Source organism: Sorangium sp. So ce381 (assembly GCF_051473845.1).
Classification (GTDB): domain Bacteria; phylum Myxococcota_A; class Polyangia; order Polyangiales; family Polyangiaceae; genus Sorangium; species Sorangium atrum.
In genome coordinates, this window is sequence record NZ_CP150336.1 from 3581583 (window position 1) to 3605629 (window position 24047).

General features: G+C 73.0%; 15 protein-coding genes and 1 tRNA gene. 6 read left to right on the plus strand and 10 right to left on the minus strand.

Annotation, left to right across the window (positions count from 1 at the left end):
* Window positions 1–13 precede the first annotated feature (13 nt).
* Window positions 14–1261: an aspartate kinase gene (locus WMF29_RS13620; RefSeq protein ID WP_437329235.1), complete on the plus strand. Its 1248-nt coding sequence runs from the start codon at window positions 14–16 to the stop codon at window positions 1259–1261.
* Window positions 1262–1429: 168 nt separating this feature from the next.
* On the opposite strand, the gene WMF29_RS13625 is transcribed toward WMF29_RS13620, so the two are convergent.
* Together WMF29_RS13625 and WMF29_RS13630 are read right to left on the minus strand one after the other, a co-directional pair.
* Window positions 1430–3067, minus strand: a complete 1638-nt coding sequence (locus WMF29_RS13625) for a TROVE domain-containing protein (RefSeq protein WP_437329236.1) — start codon at window positions 3065–3067, stop codon at window positions 1430–1432.
* 164 nt (window positions 3068–3231) lie between these two features.
* Window positions 3232–3369 (minus strand) — tRNA-Arg (locus WMF29_RS13630).
* Window positions 3370–4343: 974 nt separating this feature from the next.
* Here WMF29_RS13630 and WMF29_RS13635 point away from each other — a divergent pair.
* The 5 genes from WMF29_RS13635 to WMF29_RS13655 all read left to right on the plus strand — a co-directional run bounded on the left by WMF29_RS13635 (window position 4344) and on the right by WMF29_RS13655 (window position 9818).
* A complete protein-coding gene (locus WMF29_RS13635) occupies window positions 4344–5009 on the plus strand; it encodes an RNA polymerase sigma factor (protein ID WP_437329237.1) in 666 nt (221 codons plus the stop codon).
* The gene (locus WMF29_RS13640; protein WP_437329238.1) at window positions 5006–6307 is read left to right on the plus strand and encodes a hypothetical protein; all 1302 of its coding nucleotides are present in this window, start codon (window positions 5006–5008) and stop codon (window positions 6305–6307) included. The genes WMF29_RS13635 and WMF29_RS13640 overlap by 4 nt, the downstream gene beginning before the upstream one ends.
* A 151-nt stretch (window positions 6308–6458) precedes the next feature.
* The gene (locus tag WMF29_RS13645) at window positions 6459–7124 is read left to right on the plus strand and encodes a hypothetical protein (RefSeq protein ID WP_437329239.1); all 666 of its coding nucleotides are present in this window, start codon (window positions 6459–6461) and stop codon (window positions 7122–7124) included.
* 130 nt (window positions 7125–7254) lie between these two features.
* A complete protein-coding gene (locus WMF29_RS13650) occupies window positions 7255–7980 on the plus strand; it encodes a hypothetical protein (RefSeq protein WP_437329240.1) in 726 nt (241 codons plus the stop codon).
* Between the two features lie 353 nt (window positions 7981–8333).
* Entirely contained in the window at window positions 8334–9818 is a 1485-nt protein-coding gene (locus WMF29_RS13655; protein ID WP_437325635.1) for an IS4 family transposase, read from the plus strand.
* Window positions 9819–9963: 145 nt separating this feature from the next.
* On the opposite strand, the gene WMF29_RS13660 is transcribed toward WMF29_RS13655, so the two are convergent.
* From WMF29_RS13660 to WMF29_RS13695, 8 genes are all read right to left on the minus strand, one after another.
* The gene (locus tag WMF29_RS13660) at window positions 9964–12057 is read right to left on the minus strand and encodes a S9 family peptidase (RefSeq protein WP_437329241.1); all 2094 of its coding nucleotides are present in this window, start codon (window positions 12055–12057) and stop codon (window positions 9964–9966) included.
* Between the two features lie 112 nt (window positions 12058–12169).
* Entirely contained in the window at window positions 12170–15178 is a 3009-nt protein-coding gene (locus WMF29_RS13665) for a hypothetical protein (protein WP_437329242.1), read from the minus strand.
* A 161-nt stretch (window positions 15179–15339) separates the two neighbouring features.
* Window positions 15340–15891, minus strand: coding sequence for a hypothetical protein (locus WMF29_RS13670; RefSeq protein ID WP_272103438.1), 552 nt, complete (start codon window positions 15889–15891; stop codon window positions 15340–15342).
* Window positions 15892–16018: 127 nt separating this feature from the next.
* Complete coding sequence (locus tag WMF29_RS13675) at window positions 16019–16717, minus strand: hypothetical protein (RefSeq protein ID WP_437329243.1); 699 nt, start codon at window positions 16715–16717, stop codon at window positions 16019–16021.
* Between the two features lie 143 nt (window positions 16718–16860).
* The gene (locus tag WMF29_RS13680; protein WP_437329244.1) at window positions 16861–19134 is read right to left on the minus strand and encodes a hypothetical protein; all 2274 of its coding nucleotides are present in this window, start codon (window positions 19132–19134) and stop codon (window positions 16861–16863) included.
* A gap of 149 nt (window positions 19135–19283) precedes the next feature.
* A complete protein-coding gene (gene lipB / locus WMF29_RS13685) occupies window positions 19284–20132 on the minus strand; it encodes a lipoyl(octanoyl) transferase LipB (protein WP_437329245.1) in 849 nt (282 codons plus the stop codon).
* Between the two features lie 2 nt (window positions 20133–20134).
* Window positions 20135–21622 carry an HD domain-containing phosphohydrolase gene (locus WMF29_RS13690; protein WP_437329246.1) on the minus strand — a complete coding sequence of 496 codons (1488 nt, stop codon included), beginning with the start codon at window positions 21620–21622 and terminating at the stop codon, window positions 20135–20137.
* A gap of 111 nt (window positions 21623–21733) precedes the next feature.
* Window positions 21734–23941 carry a pseudouridine synthase gene (locus WMF29_RS13695; protein ID WP_437329247.1) on the minus strand — a complete coding sequence of 736 codons (2208 nt, stop codon included), beginning with the start codon at window positions 23939–23941 and terminating at the stop codon, window positions 21734–21736.
* Between the last annotated feature and the right edge of the window lie 106 nt (window positions 23942–24047).

Consider the following 24047-nt stretch of genomic DNA (forward strand, 5'->3'; position numbering starts at 1 on the left):
GGCCACACCTCGCGTGAGCCTCATCGTCCAGAAGTTCGGCGGTACGTCCGTCGGGTCCATCGAGCGCATCCAGCGGGCGGCCGCGCGGGCGCTCGCCACACAGCAGGCCGGTCATGACGTCGTGGTCATCGTCAGCGCGATGTCCGGCGAGACGAACCGGCTGCTCAAGCTGGCGTCGGACATCGCGCCCGTGCCCGACGCGCGGGAGATGGACGCGCTCGCGGCGACCGGCGAGCAGGTCTCGGCCGCGCTGATGGCGATCGCGATCCAGGCGCAGGGGGGCAAGGCGCGGAGCTTCCTCGGCCACCAGCTCAAGATCCTGACGGACAGCGCCTATACGAAGGCGCGGATCAAGGCGATCGACGCCCAGCGGCTGCACGAGGCGCTGGCCGGGGGGAAGATCGCGGTGGTCGCCGGGTTCCAGGGCGTGGACGACGCGGGCAACATCACGACGCTCGGGCGAGGCGGCAGCGACACGAGCGCCGTGGCGATCGCGGCGGCGGTGGGCGCCGAGTGCGAGATCTACACGGACGTCGACGGCGTTTACACAACGGACCCGAACATCTGCAAGACGGCGCGGAAGATCGAGCGGATCAGCTACGAAGAGATGCTGGAGCTCGCCTCGCTGGGAGCGAAGGTCCTTCAGATACGGAGCGTGGAGGTTGCGATGAAGTACGGTGTCCCGGTGCATGTGCGGTCGTCGTTCTCGGACGTGCCGGGCACGTGGGTCGTCAGCGAGGAGCAGTCTCTCGAGAGCGTGACGGTGACGGGCGTGGCGCTCGACCGGAACGAGGCGCGGGTCATGCTCGTCGGCGTCGACGACAAGCCGGGCGTGGTGGCGCAGATCTTCGGCGCGCTGGCCGAGGAGAACATCAGCGTCGACATGATCATCCAGAACGCGCCGAGCTACGGCCTGGAGACGCGCGGCACGTCCGGCGAGGTGAAGGCCGACGTCACGTTCACCGTCGGCAAGGCGGATCTCCCGCGGGCGAAGCTCGTGATGGAGAAGGTCGCCAGCGCCGTGCGCGCCATGAGTATCCGTTACGAGGAGGACATCGTGAAGGTGTCGATCGTCGGCCTCGGGATGCGGACGCACGCGGGCGTGGCGGCGCGGATGTTCCAGCTGCTCGCGGCGGATGGGATCAACATCCAGGCGATCTCCACGAGCGAGATCAAGATCTCGTGCCTTGTCTCGACGAAGTATGCCGAGCTCGCCGTCCGCGCGCTGCACGATGGCTTCGGGCTCGGCGGCAAAGCCTGATCGAACCCGTTCTATCGTCGTGATGCGCTCGCCGTGAGCGGCCCCGACCCGGTGGGTGAGGCTGCTCGCGGCGTGTCGCATTGTGGCGTCGAGCGCACGGACATCGCTCCGCGGAGCGAGGATTGCGCCGCGGCCAACCCGATGTGCCCCTGATGCGGCCCGGCGCGCCTACTGCTGCTCCTGCGCCATCGCCGCGGCGAAGCGCAGCAGCCCCTCGCCCCAGCCGCCGAGGATGTACGTGCGGTCATAGAACTCGGGCACGAGCGTGTCCTGGTACCCGGCGACCTGGACAAGGAACACGCGCACGTCGCGGTTCACCCGCGCGCGGTACGTCGCCACGAGCTTCGCCACGTCGATGTAGTGCCCGTTCCAGGCGAAGTCCGCGTAGTCCTTCGGCCGCGTACCGTACAGGCCGCCGTGCCCGGCCTGCATGTCGCTCATCACGAACACCGAGTCCCAGCGCTGCCGCTCGCGGATCGCGCGATCCCAGAAGAGCCACACGCCGTTCTCGGTCGCCGTCCCGATCGTGCGGGCGATGTGCTCCGCCTTCTCGAGCTGCGAGAACACGCTCTCCTGCTTGCGCACCGCGAACGTCTCCAGCCGGTCGCCGAACACGCCGAGGTGCCCGTCGCTCGCGCGCATCCCGGCCACGACCCCCGTGAGGTTCGCGATCGTGGAGATCTGCATCGTCCCGAGGCTGCTCGTGGTCGTGCCCTGCGCGGAGCCGCTGTTGTCGCAGAGCACCATCACGCGGCCGGGGAAGTACGGCACCTGGCCGAGCGAGCGGTTCAGGCACTTCTCCACCGCGTCGAGCACGGCGCCCGGCGCGCAGCCCTTCACGGCGCGGTAGGCGCTGTAGTACCGGAACGGCAGCTGCTTCCCCTCCGCGGCCGTCTCGACGAGCTTCGGCAGGAACTGGTCGAACGGCACGCCCGCCTCGATCAGGTTGCGCAGGTTGCGCAGCAGGGCCATGTGGCCCATGACCGGCAGCGCCTTGCGCCACGCGCACCGGTTCGAGCCGCGCGCCGAGACGATCGCCTCCCAGGTGCGGCCGGTCGCGCGGAGCGCGCCCTTCGCGAGGCGGTCCACGCTGGGGCTCTTCGGGTGCACGAGGTTCATGACGTCCACGGTCTTGCTCCCCTTGCCCTCGAGCCGGTACTTCGCGAGGGCGTGATCGTCGAACCGCTCGAGCGCGTCGCGCAGCGCGCGCTTCAGCGCGTTCGGCACCGGCTTGCCGAAGCGGTAGAGCTGGTACGCGAGGGCGACCGCAGGCTCGTCCGCGCGCTTCAGGATGCGCGGCGCGTAGCTGCGCACGAGGCCCGTCCCGCGCACGGACGCGGTGTTCGCCGCGCGCACCAGGATGACCTGGGGCGTCGTGCGCATGTGCTCCTCCTCGCGCAGCCGCGCCGCCTCGGCGAGCGTCGCCTCCGGATCGGCCGCGAGCGCCTCGTCGATGGCCTTCTCGATCAGCGCCGCCGGCGAGAGCTTGCGCCACTCGGCCGGATCCACCGCGCCCAGCGTCTCGCGCAGGCGCCGCACCTCGGCGTCCGAGAGGCGCGCGCGGGCGGCCGCCTTCTTCGCCGCCTTCACCGACGCCTTCGCCTTCGCCGCGTCCACGGCCTTCGCCGGGCGCGGGTCCGCGGGATCGAGGTGGTAGTACATGGGCTCGCCGAAGAAGCACGACGAGGCCGCGAGGCGGAGGCGCTTCAGCGGATCGGTGATGTCGTAGGAGCGGCCGCCCATCCAGTTCAGGTGCGAGTCGGCGCTGCGCTTGTCCTGACGCTTGAGATGCTGAAAGAACGCCATGATGCCACCTCCATCCTCGACGCACGCGCGGCGAGGGATCGAGAGCGGGGTGCAGATTCGATATGCGCCCGCTCGTAGAAAACGGGCGCAGCGCGGAGGATGGTGGTCACGGGGTTGGTCGTGTCAAAACGAAGGAACCGTGACCTCACTGCCGCGCTGCGCCCTGGTGCCAGAGGCGGGACTCGAACCCGCGACCTCGTCCTGAGAAGGGAAGTAACCCCGGAGCTCACTGCCGGCGCTCATCGCGCCGGAGAACACCGTCCGGAGTTGTTTTCGCGCTCTAACCGCTGAGCTACTCTGGCGTGGACGCTGGGGGGTATTGCAGGGCGGATGCCAAGACGGCCTCCGCGGGTGCCGGCCGCAGAAACCCCGGGGGAACGGCCGAGAGCGAGGGTCGCTGACGTCTCCCGCCCGTCCTTGGTCTATCCCATGGGATAAAGACCTAGATGAACTGATAGATCGGGCCGATCGCCGCGGTCGATGCGCCACCCTCGTCGACGATCGTCTCCGCGGAACGATGTCGGGTTCAGCCGTTGCGCGCGGGTCTCGCTCGCGGGGAACCCCGGTGAAGGCTCGTTCGACAGCGTGCCGGACGCGCGCTGCGCGAGGGCGGGCGCGCGCGTTCATCACCGTGGATGTGCGGGGGGCACGATCTGGGGTTTGGTAGAATTTTGAACCAACGCCCAGATCCGGACCTGGGAGCTGCGTCGTGACGCGTGCCCTGGGGAGGTCGAGACCTTCCGGGCGAGTCCGAGGGGAGGATTCCGCGAGGACGAGACCTTGGCGGCAGGTGCGCAGAGGAGGGCTCGGCCAGATCGCGGCCTCGGCGGCGGGCGGCAGAGGAGGGCTCGGCCAGATCGCGATCTCGGCGGCGGGCGGCAGAGGAGGGCTCGGCCAGATCGCGGCCTCGGCGGCGGGCGGCAGAGGAGGGTTCGGCCAGATCGCGATCTCGACGGCAGGTTGGACACGAGGGGCTGGTCAGGTCGAGGCCTCCGGGGCAGGGGAGCGACGAGGGCTCGGCCAGATCGAGACCTTGGCGGCTGCGGTGATCGGATCGATGGTCGAGCGACGGGTGGTGTCAGCCGCTGCGAGCCGGAGGCGCGCTCCGTGACGGGGCGCGCGCCGCGAGCGTCTCCGGGTCCGCCGCGCGATCGTCACCGCCGGCGCGCCGAGAGGAAACCGGCGGCGATCTCGGTTGTGTAGAGTGCGAGATGACGGCGCTCGTGGTCGGCTCATGGTGCATCGCGGCGGACGGCTCCCTCGCGCCGAGGCTGCCGTGAACCTCGCCGCGCGATCCCGGCTCGGCCCGCAGGCCAGGGCCGAGGAGCTGCTCTCCCGTCCCGGAGACGGCGAGCGGTACGACCCGCCCGAGCACGTCGCTCCCATGTCGTCATCGGGCCTCCCGGCGTCCGGGGTGCGGATCTCGAGCGCAGCGGCCCTGGACGCGGAGGCGCTGTACCGCCGCCACCATCACCTTGTGTACCGACTCGCTCTTCGTTACGGCCGCGGCAACGTGGCCTGGGCAGAGGATGTGACGCAGGACGTATTTCTCGATCTGATGAAGGCGCTCGCGACGCTGACCGATCGAGACAACCTCGAAGGATGGCTGTACCGGGCGACCTCGAATCGCTGCCTGAACCGCCTGCGGCGGGACCGGTTCCTCGATCTCGCGCCCATCCGCTGGCTGCTCGGGCAGGACGAGGCCGACCCGCGCCCGATGCTGGAGGAGGTGGCCATCGCGCGCGACGATCTGCGCCGGGCCTTCGAGGCGCTGGGCAAGCTGCCTCCCAAGGAGCAGATCGCGTTCTCGATGTTCTATCTCGACGGCAAGGAGCAGGAGGAGATCGGGAGCGTCCTTGGCCACTCCAAAAGCTACGTGTGCAAGCTGATTCAAAAGGCCGTCGCGCGGCTCCGCGAGGCCGGGTGGGAGGTGGGGCAATGACGCGAGACCGCGACCTGCTCGCGCTGCTGCACGAGGTCGACGAGCGGCTCGCGGCGGCGACGCCGTCGCCCCGGCTCGCGGCGCGCCTCGGCGCGCGGCTGCGCGGGGCGCGCCCGTCCCTCGCCGGGCGCGCGGGGCGCCCGCTCGCGCTGGCCCTCGCCGCCGGAACGGCCGCGGTCGCCCTCGCCGCCGCCCTCCAGCGCCCCGCGTCCCCCGAGGTCTCCGCGCGCAGCCCCGCCGTCGAACCGGCGGTCGGCATCGTCGGCGATCGCCCCCACGCGGACGGCGGGATCCCGGAGCGCACGCCGGCAGACGGCCACCCGCCGGCGCCGCCCCGGATCTACGCCCCGCTCCTCCGGGAGCCGCCCCGCCGGCTCGCTCCGCCGCCGAGGACCTCGCCGCCTGCGCCGCACGGCTCGGCAGCGCCGCCGGACGCGCGCGACGCGCCCGCAGGCCAGCGCCCCGGCGAGCTCCCCGAGAGCCGCGCCCCGGTCCCGCCGGCGCGCGCGCGCGCCCTGCCGCCGGCCGTCGCGCTCCCGTCGAGCCCGGGGTGGGTCGACGCCCTGGAACGTCCGCCTGTCCACGCGTCGCCGTCGCGCGACCAGCTCCCCTCGTGGAGCCGAGGCACCGGCGGCGCCAGCGCTCCGGCGGAGGCAGCTGGGCAAAAGGGCGAGCGAAGCGCCGAGAACAGCGCCGAGGGGGCGGATGGCGAGGCGACCGCGGAGCCGCACGAGAAGCCGACGGGTCCGCAGGGAGAGGCGGGCTGCCGGACGGCGGAGGATCTGACGAGCGAGGTCGAGGCGATGTGCGACGCGCAGGGCCTCGTCCTCGACGACGTCAGGTTGCTCGATCCGTGCAGAGACGGCGGCTACCGCAGCGTCGAGCACACGTGCGTCGACGACGAGCCGACCGAGTGCTGGCGCGGCCAGCTCGGCGACGGCCTCACCTGCCATGACAGCGGCGATCTGAAGGATCAGGCCTACATCACGTGCCGCAACCAGGGCGCGGATCTCACCGAGTTCACTTACGACCGGGGCGTCCCTGGATGCAGCGGCAGCGAGACGACAGGGGCCGTCTATGCGTGTTGCCCGGCGGCGGAGCCGCTTCCGTCGCGCCTGTGCTGGACGACCAAGATCGACCACGGGGACGTGTGCCAGGCGCAGTCGACGCTCGGTGACGAGGCCAGCGCCGTGTGCGCAGACGCCGGGCAGCAGATCTTCCACATCTGGTACAACTCCGGCATCGCGAGCTGCCCCGAGGCGCACGACACGAGCGCGCTCTTCACCTGCTGCCCGTGAGCCGCGATCGCGAGGTGGCCTGACGGAGGAAACCGGCAGGCCCGCCGCGGTTGATGAAGAGCGGAACGACGAGGAGAGCGCGCCGACCGGGGCTCCGGCGGCGCGCGCGTCGAAGCTGTCCCGGGCTGGGCCGGGCTTGATGGAGGACTCCATGCGATTTTTCGTTGCGACCGGTCTCTCGCTCTGTCTCTCGATCTCGGGTCTTCTCGCCGGCGCGGGCTGCATCAGCGCCGAGGTGCCGGACCCTGACAGCGGAACGGGCTCCGCGGGCGTGAAGAGCGCGAAGAGCGACGGCGTGGAGGACGGCTCGAGCGGCGATGGCGAGGCGAAGCCGCCGCCCCCGCCGTCCGACGATGGCGAGGCGACGCCCGCGCCGCCCCCGTCGCTCCCGCCCCCGCCGGCCCTGCCCCCTCCGCCGCCCCTGCCGGAGACGTGCTGGAGCGGCGAGGTGGGCGATGGCGTCACATGCAGTGACAGCAGCGATCTGAAGGACGAGGCCTACATCACCTGCAGGAACCAGGGCGCGGATCTCGCCGAGTTCACTTACGAGCGGGAACTCCCTGGATGCAGCGGCAGCGAGACGACAGGGGCCGTCTATGCGTGCTGCCCGGCGGCCGAGCCGCTGCCGTCGCCCACGTGCTGGACGACCAAGATCGACCACGGGGACGAGTGCCAGGCGCACTCGGCGCTCGATGCGGAGGCCAGCGCCCTGTGCGGAGAGACGGGCCAGCAGATCTTCCACATCTGGCACAACTCCAGCGGCACGATCTGCCCCGAGGCGTACGACACGAGCGCGCTCCTCACCTGCTGCCCGTGAGCAGCGGCCGCGGGCCTGCCTGGCGGAGGGACCGGCAGGCAGGCCAGCGCGACGGCTCCTTTCGTCGACGCCGGCGATGGGTATCATGGCGCCCGCCCTGAACGCGCCCGCGCGCAGTGGAGTCGCTCCCATGCCCGATCCCTACATCTACCAGCGTGACATCGAGACGTACGGCCGCCTCACCGCGTCGCAGATCCGGAAGCTCGTCCTGCCGGTCGACGCGGGGTTCGGGAGCGCGCTGCGCACCGTCACGGCGCGCCTCGACGCCGCGACCGAGGCCCTGCGCAAGGCGACGCTGGACGCGACGGCCGCTCCTGTGCCTCCCAGCGCGTCCCGCGGATCCAGGGGCGGCCGGGCCAATCCGGTCGCTGCGGGCCGCGGCCTGCTGCGCCGCCTCGTGGAGCACGCCGCCTCGCGGCCCAACGGGGCCGCGCTGGCCCGAGGGCTCCTTCGGGGCCAGACGCTCGCCACCGTGCTGCGCCGTCGCCCCGCGGCGCTCGCCGCGGCGCTGACGCACGCGATCGAGGTGCTCGAGCAGCACGAGGGGCAGCTGCCCGAGCGCGAGGCGTGGACGGCCGACCTCGAGCGCTCCCGGGACGCCCTCGAGCCGCTCATCAGGAGCGTGCGCAAGACCCGGCTCGCGCGCCGCACGATGACCCCGGAGATGAAGGCCGCGCGCGACGAGTGGATCACCACCTACGGCGCGGCGAAGCTCCTCGTGGAGTGCGTGCTCCGGCTCCACGGCAAGACGTCGTTGATGCCGGAGATCTTCGGCGATCTCCCGCGCGCACCCCGCGCCGCCGCGGGCACCAGCGCAGCGCGACGCCCACCGGCGAGCGCGTCTGCGCTCGCGTGACGATTCCACTGCTCACTCCGGAGCTTCACCCGCGCGGATATGAGGAAATAGAGAAAGGGGTAGACCCGAGGAGAGGGGTTCTCGGGGCGGAGTCATAGGCGTTAATCAAGCTTCGCGCCGCGCTCTCCTGCATACGAACGTTCACGTGGTCGTGAACGTTTACGTGGTCGTGGTCGTGAACGTTTACGTGGTCGTGAACGTTTACGTGGTCGTGAACGTTTACGTGGTCGTGGAGGTGGTCGTGGTCGTCAACGATAGGCCGTGAACGACCACGACCACGACCACGACCACGTCTGAAGATCCCGCACATCTTTTTTTGATCCGTTTCGGACCCGCCAAGCGTCTGAAATGTCATGGGAAATCCCGATGTGCCGGAAGCGACGCCGTCGCTCGTGCGCGAGTTCGAGACGGTGCAGCTGGGCGACGCGCGCCTGCATCAGCGGGTCCGGGCGGTGGTGGCACGGCTGAGCGTCGCGCCGGGCGAGAGCTTCCCGGACTCGCTGAAGACAGAAGCAGAGCTGGAGGGCTTCTACCGGCTCCTTGGCAACAAGCGCGTGTCGTATGGTGCGCTGGTGCAAGCCCACAGCGAGCAGACCCTCGAGCGGATGGCCGGTCACGACACGGTTCGCGCGGTGCATGACACCACCGCGGTCGCCTTCGACGGCGACGGCGCACGCAAAGGGCTCGGCCCGCTCAACGGCAAGCACACCCAGGGCTTTTTGGCGCACGCGACGCTCGCCGTGGCCACCGACGCGATCAACCAGCCGCTCGGACTGCTGGGGCTGGCCTGCTGGGCCCGCAAAGCCTCCGCCCTGTCCAAGAGCCCACGCAAGAAGAACAGGACGGGCAGCGACTATGCGCGCGTGACCGACAAGGAATCGACGCGCTGGCTGCGGCAGGTGGAGGCGGCCGAGCAGGCCGTGGGCGACCGCACGTCGCTGCTGCACATCATGGATCGCGAGGCCGACGCCTACCCGCTTCTGTGCGCCATGGTCGAGCAGGGCCACCGCTTCGTCGTGCGCATGGCGCGGGATCGGAACGTGTTGGAGTTGGCCGAGGACGAGGAGGAATCGCTCGACGACAGCGCACCGCTTCGGCTGAGCGAGGCGCTAGTCGAGCTGCCGATCCGGCTTAGCCGCGAGGTCGTGCTCACCCAACGCCGCACCGGCCCTGTACCTGCGAGCAAGCGTGCGCACCCCGAGCGCTCGGAGCGGAGGGCCACGCTGGGCGTCGGCGCCCGGCGCGTGGCGCTGCGCCGTCCGTACTACCTGCCCGAGCTGGCCGAAGAGCTTGCAGTCAACATCGTGTGTGTGCAGGAGATCGACACGCCAGCGGGCGAAGAGCCGGTCGCGTGGGTGCTGGCGACCAACGAGCCCGTCGACACGCCCGACCAGATCGCTGCGATCGTCGACCATTACCGGGCACGGTGGCTCATCGAGGAGTTCTTCAAGGCGCTCAAGACCGGCTGCGCCCTCGAGACGCGCCAGCTCGAGAGCTTCCGGAGCCTGACGAACGCGCTGGCGCTGTTCGCCCCGATCGCGTGGCAGATGCTGCTGCTGCGCTCTCTGTCGCGCCTTGAGCCCAACGCGCCCGCGGAACGAGCCCTGAACCCCACGCAGCTGAAGCTGCTGCACCAGCACCAGCCCAAGAAGCTGCCGGCGCAGGGGGCGACGGTAGTCGATGCGCTCTACGCCGTTGCCGGTCTCGGTGGACACCTCAAGCGCAACGGTCCCCCCGGTTGGCTGACGCTCGCGCGCGGAATGCAGACCTTGCTCATGCTGGAGATGGGCTGGAACGCCGCCGTCGCCAACACAGCGAAAACTAAGGGGGAAATGTGATCAATCCTCAGACGACCACGTAAACGTTCACGTTCACGTTCACGTTCACGTTCGTGACCGATGGTGGGGGGAAGGGGGGCGGGCTTCGCCTCTGCGCGTGACCGCACAATCTCCTCGGGCCGGGCCACCCGGAATACGCTCTTTCCTACCCGCCCCCCAGGTGCGCCCGGAAGAACCTCACGAGGTGCCCGTACTGGAGCACCTGGTTGTCCCGCTTCTGCGCGCCGTGCCCCTCGTCGGCGAACAGGATGAGCTCGGACGGGATCTTCCTTGCCTCCAGCGCCTGCTGGATCTGCACCGACTCGCCCGCAGGGACCCGCGGATCCGACGCTCCCTGCACGATCAGCAGAGGCGCCTTCACCCGATCGAGGTACGTGATCGGCGAGAGCTTGAGCAACGCGTCCCGATCCTTCTCGGGATCGCCGTACTCGGAGATCCGGAGGATTCTCCGGTAAGGCGCCGTGTTCTGGAGGAACGTCACGAGGTTGCTCATGCCGACGACGGCGGCGCCCGCGTCGTAGGCGCCGGCGAACATGGTCATGCCGATCAGCGCAGAATAGCCGCCGTAGCTGCCGCCGAAGATGCCGACCCTCGGCGGCCGGCCCTCGTGGCCGAAGCTCGCCTTGACGAACTTCGCGGCGTCCTCGATGTCCGTGATGACGTCGAGCCGCTTCGCGCCGTCGTCGGCGTGCAGCCATGTCTTGCCGTAACCGTCGCTCCCGCGGACGTTCGGCTCGACGAACACGAACCCCGCGTCCACGAAGATCTGCGCCCGCGCGCTGAACCCAGCCCTCGTCTGGGCCTCCGGGCCGCCGTGAAAATGGACGATCACAGGACACGGCCGCTCGCACCGCGCAGGGCGGCGCACGAACATCGGGATCTGCGCGCCGTCGCGCGCCGGATAGGACTCCAGCGTTGTCGCCGAGAACGCGCCCGGCGCCGTCTCGGGCATGCTCGGAGCGTGCCACTGCGAAAGCTTGCCAGTCGTCCAGTCGAGGACATGCGCCGTCGCCGGCGACGTCGAGGTCTCCAGGAGCAGCGTCGTGAACCGGCCGTCCCGCGTCGTCGAGACCGGGGTCACGTGATCCGCCGCCGGGAGCGCGGGCAGCTTGATCTCGCGGTGCGACCTCGCGTCGAGCGCGCGGAGCCGCGTGTAGCCGCGCTCGTTCACCGTGTAGAGGATCCTCTTCCTCGCCCGATCGATGGAGAACGCGCTGACGTCGAACGGGATCTCCGGCGAGATCGGCGTGAGCTTCCCCGCCTTCCAGCTGTAGAGCCGGCGGTGCTCCCCGAGGCGCGGCGTGAGCACGAGGACCTCGCCGGGCGCGGCGCCGTACTGGGCCTCGTAGTCCTCGCGCTCGCCCTGCCCGAAGAGGGGAGTCAGCGCGTCGGCGCCCGGAGCGGCCTTCGCGCCAGGCGCCCACTCGAAGAGCTCGCTCATGTTGGAGCCCACGTCCTTCGCGAGCAGCAGGCGGCCGTCGCCCGCGGCGTCCACGGCGCGCCAGATGCCCTCGCGATCGAACACGACCTCTCGCTGCCTCGACGCGATGTCGTACCGGTAGATGACGTACGCGTCCTTCTTGACGTCGTTGGCCCGATAGTAAACGTGCCGTCCATCGTCGGAGACGAACTGGAGCTGCGTCTGCACGCCGGGCGCGTGCTGGATGGCGACGAGCGGGCCGCCCTTCGCGTCCTGCAGGTAGAGCCCTGGGTTCTCCTCGCCCTTGCGGTCGCGCGAGAGGACGAGGCGCGCGCCGTCCGGCGTGACGGCCTCGACCACGGTCGGATCCTCGCCGCCCGTGAGCTGCAGCGGGAAGCGCTGCGGCCCGTCGAGCCGGAAGACCTGCCGCGTCCCCGTGATCGTCCAGGTGAAGTAGAGCGCCTTGCCATCCGGCCCGAGGACGCCTCCGGAAGGAGCGCGCACGTCGAGCATGGCCTGGATGCGGCGCGAGACGTCGTCCGGGAGCGGAGGCGGCGCGTAGCGAGCCAGGATCTCCGGAGAGACGCTCGCCGCGCCGTGCCCCTCGTACCCGGGCCGCTCCGGCGCGGGCGCAGGCCGCGGCGGTCCGGCGGGCGAAGGCGGCGCCGGCGGCGCGGACGCGGCAGGCCGGGGCGCAGCCGCCGGCGGCCCCGGCGGGACCGGCGCGCACGCCGCCGAGAGGGCGAGGGGGCCGAGCAAGCCGAGCAAGGAGCGCCGCGCGGCGCCGTGGCGCCCGCGCGGCGTCGAGGAGGACGACATGCGGCGCATTTCGCCGGAGCCGGCATACGCCGGCAAGGTCAAAGGCGGCGCGGGCAAGGTCAAAGGCCGCGTGGCACGGGCAAGGTCGAAGGCGGCGTGGTGCGGGCCCGCCTCAGTCGGGCTCGCCGGGGAGCTTCGCGCGGCCGAGGGCCGCCTCCGCCGCCGCCAGCTGCGCCGCGAGCTTCCTCAGCTCCTCGGCTTCCTCGCCCTGGAGCGAGATGTTCGGGACGAGCGCGTTCAGGGCGCGGCGGTTGTACGCGAGCCCCAGCGGCGAGCCCTTCTCGAGGTTCATCACCATCGACTCGGCCAGCACCGCCAGCGCCTCCCGGTGCAGCCCCTTCGCCGAGAGCACCTCCGCGAGCGCGGCCGTCGAGCGGGCCAGGCCGAGGAGATCGCCGAGCGCCTCCTCGGCCTCGATCGCCGCGGTCAGGCGCTGCGTCGCGCGGTCGAGGCGGCCGTTGCGGAGCTCCAGCCGGCCGATCGTCTCCCACACCCGGGCGAGCTCCCGGGTGTCGCCGAGCTGCTTGTAGGCGCGCTCCGCGGCGAGCGCGTGGTCGAGGCCCATCGACAGCGCGTCGGACTCGCGCCCGGGGCGGGCGGGGACGTGGAGCGGGATCCGCGCGAAGAGGTGGTCGGTCTCGGCGAGCTCGACGCGCGCCGATGGATCGACCCGGGCCCGCTCCTCGAAGGTCCGGCGCGACTCGATCAGCAGGTGCGTCGCGCGGACGGGATCGCCCATGCGCACGTGGACCGCCGCCTGATCGTTGAGCAGCCGGGCCGCGCCGAGCGCGTCCCCGGCGTCGAGCAGCAGGCGGCTCGCGATCGCGAGCTCCTCCAGCGCGCGCTCCAGCGAGCGCGCGTCGCCCATGTCGTAACAGACGCCCGCGATGAGCGCGGCGACCTCGGCGTGCAGCTCCGGCGGGTCGCCCTGCGCGAGGAGCGCGCGCGCGGCGTCGAGCACCTCGAGCGCGCCCGGGAGCGTGCTGGCGGGGTCCGGGCCGGCGGATTGCCACTGCGCCCGGGCGATGCCCGAGAGCGCGCCGATGCGGAGCCGGCGGCGCGCGGGCGTGGCCGGCATGCCGTCGAGCAGCGAGAGCGCCTTCCGCCCGTAGCTCAGCGCCTGGGCGTACGCCCCCATGGCCGCCGCCTCGACCGAGGCCGCGCAGTAGCGCTGCGCGGCTTCCTCGTGCTCGCCCGCCTCGGTCAGGTGCGCCGCCGCGCGCACGTCGTGGAGGTGGCGCCCGGCGCCGTGCGCCGCCGCGCTCGCGGCGCCCGCTGCCTCGGCGCGATCGGGCGCCGCGGGCGCCGGGTACATGGACACGCCGAGCGGCGCCGCGGCGCGCAGGGACTCGGCCGCGCGCCCGGCGACGGCGTCGGCCGGCGCCGGCCAGGAGAACGAGTTGCGGGATCCAGAAGACGCTCGCTCGGACAGCGCGGCTGGGACGCGCAGCGAGGCCCCGCGGGCCGAGCGGCTCGGCTCGTCCAGGAAGGCGCCGCCGATGGACGCGAGATCGCGGGGCACCCGCATCGGCCCCGGGATGGGCGCGTCGAGCGAGTCGGGCGGGGCGTCGAACAGGATGGACTCGGGCGGCTCCGAGACGCGGCGGCTCTCGGGGCCGCGGTGGAACAGATCGGCGTAGGGCCACGCGGGATTGCCGGGCCCGGCGGGGGCCATCGGCGCGGGCCCGTCCTGAGTGACGCGCGGCGGCGCGCGGCGCGAGTTGCTCGTGGATCCACCGCCCATGTAGGCCATGGCTGGCGGCGGCCTCAGCGTCTCGGCCGCCCGCGGCACCCCGCCGCGCGCCCCCGAGAGCGTGGGGTCTGCAGTCCTCTCCCGCTCGTCGGCGGTCTCCGCGCCGCCGGCCTCGGGGGTCGACCCGCCGGCGATGGGCGCGCCGGGCAGAGCGGCCGCCGGTGATGCCGTCGCCGGCGACGGGCCTGCCGCCGGGGGCGCGGCGGCCATCGTGCGCGGCGTCGCCATCGCGGGCAACGACGCGGACGGCGGCGCGGTCGAGAGCGGCGGCGCCCCGGCCCTCGTCTGCGCGGCGGCGGCCCTCGTGGTCGGGTCGTCGCCGCGAGGCACGCCAAGGTTCGCTCCGCCGATGACGTGCCGCTCGACGGTCGACGCGAGGATGGCCGCGCTCTGGGTCGGCGGCGCGGCGTGGGCTGGCGCCGCCGCGGCGTGGCTCGCCTGGTGATCGGCCGCGACGGCGCTCGGCGCAGCGCGCGGCTCGCGCGTGGCAGGGGCGTCCAGCTCGGTCCGCTCCTCGCTGAGCAGCGTCGCGAGCCGCCGGTGCCACACGCGCGCGAGCGACGGGAGGATCGAGCCGCGGAGCGCCTCGACGGTCTCCTGCGGGAGATGGAAGCGCCCGTCGCCGCGGTCCTCGACCGGAACGCCCGCGTCCGCGGCGCGCTGCAGCGCCTCGAGCACGTCGAGCGCGTCGACGCGGAGGAGCGCGGCGACGAGCTCGCTCTCGAACCCCGAGCCGACGATCGCGCCGGCCCGGAGCACCCGGAGCACCTCGCCAGGCAGCTCGCGCACCGCGACCTGCGGCGGCGGCGGCGGGGGCGTGGTCGCGCTCGTCAGCGTGGTCGCGCCGTCGGCCGGCCGGAGGATCGCGTCGGCCCCGCAGGCGGCGCGCACCGCGTCGACCAGGCCGCCGGCGGGGCCGGTCGGCGCGTGCAGGCGGAAGGAGAGGACGAGCGCGACGCGGAGCGCGTCGGGGCGGGACACCACCCGGCGCAGCACGTCGAGCGTGGCAGGATCGGCGTGCTCGACCGCGTCGAACACGATGGCCCACGCGCGATCGGCCTGCTGCGTGAGGCGGTTGGCGGTCTCGATGAACTCGGCGTCCACCATCAGCTCGTGCACGTCGCCGAGGAGGCGGCGCCGGAGCCCCGCGGCGGCGCGGCTGCGCGCCTGATCGACCGTCGGCTGCGCCCCGCCGGCGAGGCGCTCGATCTGGGTCCGCGCGTCGCGCAGCGGCCCGAGCGTCATCTCGGGGACGTCGCAGCGCACACGCACGATCCGCAGGCCGAGCCGCGCCGGCGGATCCCCGGGGACGATGTTCAGCAAGGCCGTGTGCCGGCCCTCGGAAATGCGCTGCCAGAGCTGTTCCACGGTCCGCTCCTCTTCTCTCCAGGCGCACACGGCCCAGAGCGGGGCGCATCGTCGTGCGCTACGGGCTCATCCGCCCCGTTCGGCTCGCTGCAACGTACTTTCGCGCGCCTCGCTCGCCTGCCTGGCGGCTGAGCCCGTATCCCACGAATCTGCCCCCCGCTCTAGTATCCCCAGAGGAACTCCGCGCGGGCGAACGCCGTGAAATAGCTCCCCGGACCGTCGCCCGCGCCAGGGAGGAGCAGCGTGTACTTGCCGGCGAAGCCGGCGGCGAACTCGCGGTTGAACGCGTAGTCGATGCCGAACGGGATGGAGACCCCGAACTGCCCCCGGTGGCAGCCCGGCTGGCCAGACGAGCCGCAAGGCGCGAGGCGCACACTGTCGTATGCGCCGGTCATGAGGCCGACGTAGGGGACCCACTGCAGGATATCGATGACGTACGTGGCGCCGGCCGATGCGCCGAGGAGCATGAGATCGCCCCCCGGGTGGGACGCTGTGTTGACCTCGGCGACCGCGTTGAAGGCGTCCGTGAGCCCGTAGGCGAGGTGCAGGCTGCCGCCGATCCCCGGGTACGTCCCGCCGTCCGCGAGGAGCGCGTACCCGACGCTGGCGCCGGCGTGCCATTGCCGTTCGAAGGCGTCGGCCCGCGAGGGGGCCAGGAGCGCGAGGAGCGCGATCGCGGCGGAGGTCAGCAGGGCGACAGGGGAGCATCTCATGGTCGGTTGCGGTGAGCAGCCCGGAGCGCCCCCGCGACGAACCATGGGATCGAGGGCGACGACGGCGCGCGCCGGGCGCTCGATGGGCGCGCGCGGCCGAGGCTAGCACGCGCGCCGCAGGACATGTTCAGCGGAGCTGCTCGCGGCGACGGGGGGCCCGCGACGCTCCTGCGTCCTCGTCCTCGAGCTCGTCGGCGTAGATGCGCGCCGCGGGGTCGGCCGCGCCCTCGCCCGGATCGATGCGGAGCGACGGCTGGGGAAAGCGGACGGCGGCCGCCCCCGAGATCCCGGGGAAGGTGTAGAGGATCTCGCCGCGCTCGCCGATCTCGACGCCGACGTCGCCGGGCCGCTCCTTGGCGAGCTCCGTGAGCAGGGCGTCCGCCTCGGGGGCCGGCAGGTCGAGCGCGACGCCGACCTCCTGCGCCGTGAGCGGGCGCCGGCGGTGCGACGCGAGCGAGAAGATCGCCTGAACCTGGGCGTCGCGCGAGGCCTTCGCCCCGGAGCGAGAGAGCTTCCGCCCGCCCAGCAGGAGGAGCAGGCCGAGGGTGAGGGCGAGGAACCCGATCGGCAGGCCGATCGCGAGGCCGGCGATCGACCCAGGAAACAGCGCGGCCGCGCCCAGCCCGAGGAGGAGCGCCAGCGCGGTCCCGCCGATGAGGACCAGCCAGCCGAGCACGCCGGCGACCGCGCCGCCCACCCTGGACGGCTGCCCCGCCAGGCTGACCGATTTCCCCGCGAACGGCAGGCGCTCCCGACCGCACGCGGTGCAGTACGCGGCGAGCCCGCGGTGGATGACGGGCGCGTTCTTTCCGCAATGAGGACACATGAGGACTCCCCCGCGAGCAGATCTTCGCGAGCCAGGCTGTAGCGTAGGAATGAAGGCCCTCCGCCGCCAGGTGTGCGGCCGCGGGATCTCCAGGTTTTTCGCGGCACGCCGCGCGGGTCGGCGTCGGTCGGCGCCAGTCGGCGTCAGATGCCGAGGTAACGCGCGATCTCGGCGCGGGACGGGTCGGAGGCCAGGGCGCGCAGGGCGTCGTACCGGCGTTGCCATGCGGCCGCGCTGCCTTCGTCTCCGCGCCATCGCGCCGCCTCGGCGCGGGCGAAGGCGTGGTGCCGGAGCGAGAAGCGCGAGGCGTCGAGCGCGAGGAAGGCGTCGAGCCACACCTCGGGATTGCCCTCGCCGTCGCCGAGCAGCTGGGCCGACAGCGCGGCGTACGGGACGAGCGCGGGCGGCGCGTCGCCGCGCCGGCGGAGGGCGGCGTAGCGGAGCGCGCGGCGCGTGGGCGGCGGCGCGTCGCGCGCGGCGCTCCAGGCGGCGAGCGCGCGCGAGAGCGCCGGCTGGCCGTCGCGCGCCCAGGGCGCGTCGAGGCTCGCGAAGCCGACCCACGGCCAGGCGGCGGCGTGGTCCGCGGGCAGCTGGGCGGGCGGGCTGCCCTGGCGGAGCGGCGCGTCGCCCGGAGGGAGGGCGAGGGAGAGCCGGGTCCACCGCGATCGCGCGTCGAGGACGGCGAGCTCCGCGCGGGAAGGCGGCGCTTCGCCGGCGGGCGCCGGCGCGACGCCGCGCGCGGCGGCGACCTCCTCGTCGGCGAGCACGGCCGCGCGCGCGGCGTCGCGCCGGCGCCCGCGCGAGGCGAGGAGCTCGGCGCGCTGCAGGAGCACGGCCGCGCGGAGCGCCGGCGGCGCGGCGGAGAGGTCGACGCGCTCGACGAGATCGAGCGCGCGATCGCGCTCGCCGACGAGGGCCCACGCGCTCGATCGCGCGAGCGCGCGGGCCGCCTCCGGCGCGAGCTCCGGGGCGAGCGGGCCAAGGCGATCCAGCACGTCGACCGCACGGGGCGCGTCGCCTTCGAGCGCGAGCTCGCGGGCGGCGCGCAGCGCGAGCGCTCCGGCGGCGGCGCGCAGCGCGTCGGCCTGGGACGGCGAGAGCTGGGGGGCGGCGGCCAGCTCGGCGGCGCGCGCGGCGGCGCGCGCGCGCAACGACCCGGCGATCACGGGCCTCGCGAGCCCGCGCTCCGGGAGCCAGTCGAGCGCGCGCAGCGAGCCCGCAGGCAGCACCCTCGGCGCGCGGGGCTCCGCGCGCGCCGGGGCGCCCTGGGCGCCTGCCTCTCCGGCCGCGGATTCGTCGCCGTCGTCTTCCGGTTCCGGCCGCGCGAGCGCGGCGGCTTCGGCCGCGTCGAGCGTCTCGTCCTCCGCCAGCACGACGGCGAGCAGATCGCCGCGGACCTCGGGATCGAGCGCGGCGGAGGCGCCGAGCAGGTCGCGGATCGCGCGCGTCGCGCGCCGCGTCGCCTCGGCGGCGTCCTTCCGGGCGGCGGCGAGGCGGGCGCGCTGCGCGAGCCGCACCTCCACGGCGTCGGCGACGCCGGCCTCCGGGTCTTCTGGCATCGGCGGAGGCTCCACGCCGGCGCGGGCGGCGCAGGCGACGAGGACGGCGCGGACCTCGCCCCAGTTGCGCGCCATGCCGGCGTAGCGCCTCGACGCCCGGTCGTCCTGGTTGAGGGTCAGGAGCTCGACGCCGCGCTTCGCCTCGGCGCTCGCGCCGAGGCAGAGGATCGCGCCGGTGGTCGTGCGCAGATCCTCGTCGCGGGGCTCCATCGCCGCGTACCCCCTGGCGATCGCGAGCGCGCGCTGCAGGTCGCCCTCGGTGAGCGCCGCGCGGAGGGTGTGCACCCGCACGTGCCAGTCGGTCCAGCGGTCCGGCTGCGAGAGGAGCGCGCGGCGGTCACCGAGCCTCGCCGCCTCGCGGCCGAGGCTCGGCGCGCCGCAGGCGGGCCCGAGCTCATCGAAGGTGATGCGCCCTGTCCCGGCGGCGACCATGGCCTGGGCCGTCGCCACCGCCTCGGTCGCGCCGGCGAGCGCCGCGGGATCCGGCCGGCCGACCGCGGCGTCGGTGTAGTCGGCGACCGCTGCGCGCACGCCGAGCTCCTCGGCCAGCGCGCTCGCCGTCCTGTAGGTCCAGGGCAGCCGCGACGGCAGCGCGAACCAGCGGATCTCGGGCCTGCAGTCGGGCAGGGCCGGGCCGCGCGGCGCCTCGATCGAGGCGAGGCACGCGGCGGCGGTGCGCTTGCCCACGAGGACCGCCGCCACGGGGCCAAGGAGCGCGAGCGCGGGCACGGCCACGGCCGCCGCGGCGAGCGCCAGGGCGAGGGGCCGCCGCCAGGGCGGCCGCGCGGGCGAGGCGTCGCGGTGGAGCGGGGAGCTCCCGTCGCGCTCATGGGGCCGTTGGGTGGGCTGCGCGCACACGGGACGGCTTTTAGCCCACGCCACGGCCGAGCGACACTGCCTCCGCGACGCGGCGTGTCCCACGTCCCGGAAGCCGGCGTCGCCCGCGGAGCGCGCGCCGTGCGATGTGCGATGTGCGATGTCGATGCGCGCCGAGCCGGCGCGCGCGGCTAGGGCGCGCTCCGGCCCTCGGCGGCGCCGACCTCCGGGGTGAGGAGCGCGCCCGCGAGATCCGTGACCGCCGACAGATCCTCGACGCAGGCGACCTCGAGATCGAGCCCGCGGGCGAGCTGCGGCGCGCTGGCGAGGGCGACCTCGGCGACGGTGAGCTTCCGCCCGGTGAGCTGGTGGAGCGACGTCACGCCGTGATCTCGGATGCCGCAGGGCACGATCAGCTCGAACGCCCTGAGGTCCACCGCGATGTTGAAGGCGAAGCCGTGCATCGTGAGCCATCGCGACAGGCGCACGCCGATCGCGCCGAGCTTCGCGATCTCGCGCGCCCACTCGGCGCCGCCCCACGCCTCCGGGGCGGCGCGATCGACCCAGACGCCGATCATGCCGTCGACCACGCCGGCCTCGACGTGGTGCTCGCGCGCGAGCAGGATCATCACCTCCGCGAGCGAGCGCACGTACCTGCGCACGTCGCAGCGGTCCGGCCTGAGATCGAGCAGCGGGTAGCACACGAGCTGGCCGGGGCCGTGGTAGGTGACGTCGCCCCCTCGCCCCGTCGCGACGAGGTCGATGTCGCGCTCGTCGAGCGCGCGGGCGTCGAGGAGCACGTTCTCGGGGTTCGCGCGCGGGCCGAGCGTGATCACGGGATCGTGCTCGAGGAGCAGGATCGTGTCGCCCATCCGCCCCTGCGCCCGCGCCTCGACGAGCTGCTTCTGCAGATCGTGGATCGGGGCGTAGCGGCGCCGGCCGATCCACACGGCGCGCGCTCGCCTCGGCCGGGGCGCCTCGGTGGTCGTCGTCTGGCCCTTCGCGGGCTGGAGGAGGTCGCGGAGCGAGGTGTTCGGCATGGCTACTCCGGGACCTTGTCGCCCCGCGCCCGCCGCTCCTCGCGGTAGGCCTCGATGTGCGTCGTGAAGGTGGCCGCGACCTCGGGGTCGAACTGCGAGCCCGAGCACCGCTCGATCTCGGTCACCGCGACCTCGTGGGGGAGCGCGCGTCGGTACGAGCGGTCGCTCGTCATGGCGTCGTAGGTGTCGGCCACGGAGATGATGCGCGCGATGATCGGGATCTCGTTGCCCCGCATCCGGAGCGGGTAGCCGCGCCCGTCCCAGCGCTCGTGGTGCAGGTGCACGCCGGGGATGAGCGGGTGCAGGAACTTGATCGGGTCGAGGATATCGCGCCCGTAGGCGGGGTGCCGCTTGAACACCTCGTACTCGTCGTTCGTGAGCTTGCCCGGCTTGTTCAGGTTGAGCACGCACCCGATCTTGCCGATGTCGTGCATGAGCGCGCTCTGCCGGACGATCTCGATCTCGTGCGGGCCGAGGCCGAGCCGCTGCGCCAGCATCACGGCGTAGACGGCGACCCGATCCGAGTGGCCCGACGTGTAGCGGTCCATCTTGTCGATCGCCTTGGCGAGGCCCTCGATCGTCTGCTGGAACGTCGCCTGGAGATCCTGGTAGAGGCGCGCGTTCTCGATCGCCGCCGCGGCGCGCGAGCCGATGATGCTGAGCAGCTTGCGCTGCCCCTCGTCGAAGCGCCTCGTCCGCGTGAACGACGCGACGGCGAGGAAGCCCATGAGCCGCTTCTGGATGCGGAGCGGCACGGCGACGAGCGACTGGAGCGGGAGCGCCGGCTCCGCCGCGAAGAACCTGAGCCCCTTCATGCCCTGCTCGAGGAGCTGCGCGTCGGGGCGAAAGTGCTCGAGCACGAGCGTCGGGTCGAGCCGCCCGAGGTCGGTGCCCGCCGGGATGGACGGGCCGCGGAGGTGCTGGCGCTCGAAGAAGCCCCCCTCGCCGTCGTCGAGCCAGGTCGAGATGAGGTCGCCGCACACCTCGTGGAGGCAGCTGTCGGCGACGGTCTCCAGCACCTGGTCGAGCGAGAGGCTCGCCGCGATGGCCTCGCTCACCTTGTAGAGCGACACCGCCTCGCGCAGCCGGATGTTCTCGGCGGCCATCCGTTGCTTCTCGATCCCGCGCTGGACGACGTGCACCACCTCGTCCAGCTTGAACGGCTTGAGCACGTAGTCGTAGGCGCCGCGCTTCATCGCGTCGATCGCGGTCTCGACGGTGCCGAAGCCCGTCATGATGACCGTGAGCGCGTTCGGCGCCGTCTTGCCGATCTCGTCCAGCAGCGCGATGCCGCCCATCCGAGGCATCTTGAGGTCGCTGATCACGAGGTCGTAGTGGCCCTTCGTGAGCTCGCTCAGCGCGCTGGTGCCGTCCTCCGCCGTGCGGACGTAGTAGCCCTCCATGCCGAGGAAGTCGGCCAGCATGTCGCGGATGACCTTCTCGTCGTCCACGACGAGGATGCGAGGGCGGTCTTCTGGAAACGTGGACATGCGGCCGGTAAGCCTACCAGATCCGCTCGCAGCGCATCGCCCCAAGGTGGGCGGGTCGGGCACAGGAGCGGACCCGCCTCGCCGGGGTGGCCGAGCGGCGGCGAGGGCCGCTCAGTCCTCGTCGCCGGTCGAGATGATGGGGTGCCGGATGGTCCGGGGCGACTCGTCCAGATCCGGGACGCGGATCGAGATGGGCCCGGGGCTGCGGATGGAGGGGGGAGGCGCGGACTCCGCGTCCTCGGGGCGCAGCGGGATCATCCTGCTGCTCGGCGCGGGCTCATCGCTCGCGGTCGTCAGGACGGGCACGGCGCGCTGCTCGCCGAGGGCGTGCTTCTGCTCGAGGAAGCGGAGGACCGAGGGGCCGGTCGAGCGCTCCAGCGCGGAGCGCAGATCCCCGGGCAGCGTCGACTCGATGATCATCTTCACCCCGGTGCGGGGGTGCTCGATCTCGATGCGCACGAGGTGCACGAACGAACGATCGAGCCCGTGCTTCTCCTCGAAGTACCGGTTCGTGGGCACGTGGCCGTAGCGCTCGTCGCCGAGGATCGGGTGCCCGATCGCGGCGAGGTGCCGCCGGATCTGGTGCGTGCGCCCGCCGTCCGGGATGACGCGGAGGATCGAGTGGCCCGAGGCGACAGCGAGGCGGCGATACCGCGTGCGCGCCGTGTACGTGCGCGTCCCTTCGCGGAGATCGCGGGTGATCGCGCCCTTGCCCGGGGTGACGCCCTTGGCCGCGGCGAGGTAGATGAGGCGCCCCGTCTTCGTGAGCGCCTCGCCCCAGCGCGCGGCGGCCTCCTCGCTCCGCGCGAGCATGACCAGGCCGCTCGTGCCCGGATCCAGCGGGTGCACGATGATGGGCGTCGTCGTGCTGCCCGGGATGCGGGCGCACCGGGCGAGCAGCGAGCCGAGGTACTCCGGCTGCATCGCCACCGGCTCGTGGGGGCCCTTCTCGACGACCAGCACGCCGTCGTCGTCGTAGATGACCTTCGGCGCGGGCGGGGGCGTCCGGCGGAGCGCGGCGATCGTCTCGATCTCCTCCGTGAGCGGGATCATGTCGAGCGGGGTGAGCTCCGTCGACGAGTACCCGAGGCGGCAGAAGTGATCGAGGTCGCGCGCGAGCGTGTCGGGATCGCACGAGACGTAGACGAGCAGCGGCGCGCCGAGGCGCGCGATCGCCTCGCGCGCCGTCGGGGAGACGCCGCGGCGCGGCGGGTTCACCACGATGCCGTCGAACTTCTCCGAGCTGTTGACGAGGGAGCCGACGATCTCCGCGACGTCGCCGGTGCGCACCTCCACGCGCTGGCTCAGGCCCTGGGCCTCGGCCGCGGCGCGGGCGTTCGCCGCCGCGGGCGCAAAGGACTCGACCATCAGGACGCGGTTACCGCCCTGCGCCAGGGCGAGCGAGATCGCGCCCGAGCCCCCGTACAGATCGAGGATGCGCGGCGGCTCCTTGCGCCGGGAGGCGGGGCCGAGCGCGGCCTCTCCCTCGATGACGGGCCCGTCGTTCTCGAGCGACGCGATCTCGCGGAGCAGGAGGGCGTGCACGCGCGCGGCCTGCGCGCGGTGCGCCTGCACGAACGAGCCGAACGCGGCGATGTGGTAGGTCTGCCCGATCCGGTCCTCCGCGTGCGCGGTGCCGTCGAGCACGGTCGTCTCCGGCCCGAGGATCTGCGGCGCCTCCGCGTCGTGGAAGTTCGCCGCGACGCCGATGACGCGCGGGAGCATCGGGCGGATGGCGCGGCCGGCCTCCCGCAGCTCGTCGCGCGTGCACGCGCGCTCGCGCTGCAGGACGAACGTGACCAGCACGAACGCCGGGTTGTCCTCCGTCGCTCCCACCTCCGCGAAGAGCGGCGTCCCGGGCGCGAGGTGGACCTCGCGCAGATCGAGGGCGCGGAGCACGCCGCCCCTCGCTGGATCGTACGGGAGGAGCAGCGGCCGGACCTCCGGCGGCGGCGACGCGATCAGCTCGCGCAGCCGCGAGGTGACCGCGGCGAGGGCCGGGGTGAGGACCCGGCAGCCCGGGATGTCGACGACCTCGTGATGCCCCGTGCGGCCGTACAGCCCGATCGCGCCGGAGGGGGCGACGATGAGCTTCGCTCGACCGCGGTAGCCGGTGATCGGATCGGCCGGGATGACCGAGCTCGTCTGGACCAGCCCGAGCGATGGGTAGTGCGCGGCTGCGGACACGACCCGCGCACGCTTGGTGCCGAGCTGCTCCGCGTAATCACCCGCGATGAGCGGACAGCCCGCGCACTCGACCGAGTGCGTGCACTCGATCAGCGTGTTCGGGATCTCGCCTGCCTTCAATGTTCGTCGCACGGGCCCGGACAAAACACCGCCGCCCGATCCCTCTGCGCTGGTGCTCTCGCCCAGCCCGTGCGGTCCTTCGATACCTGCGCCGGAAGCCATTCCGGGGGAGCTTACA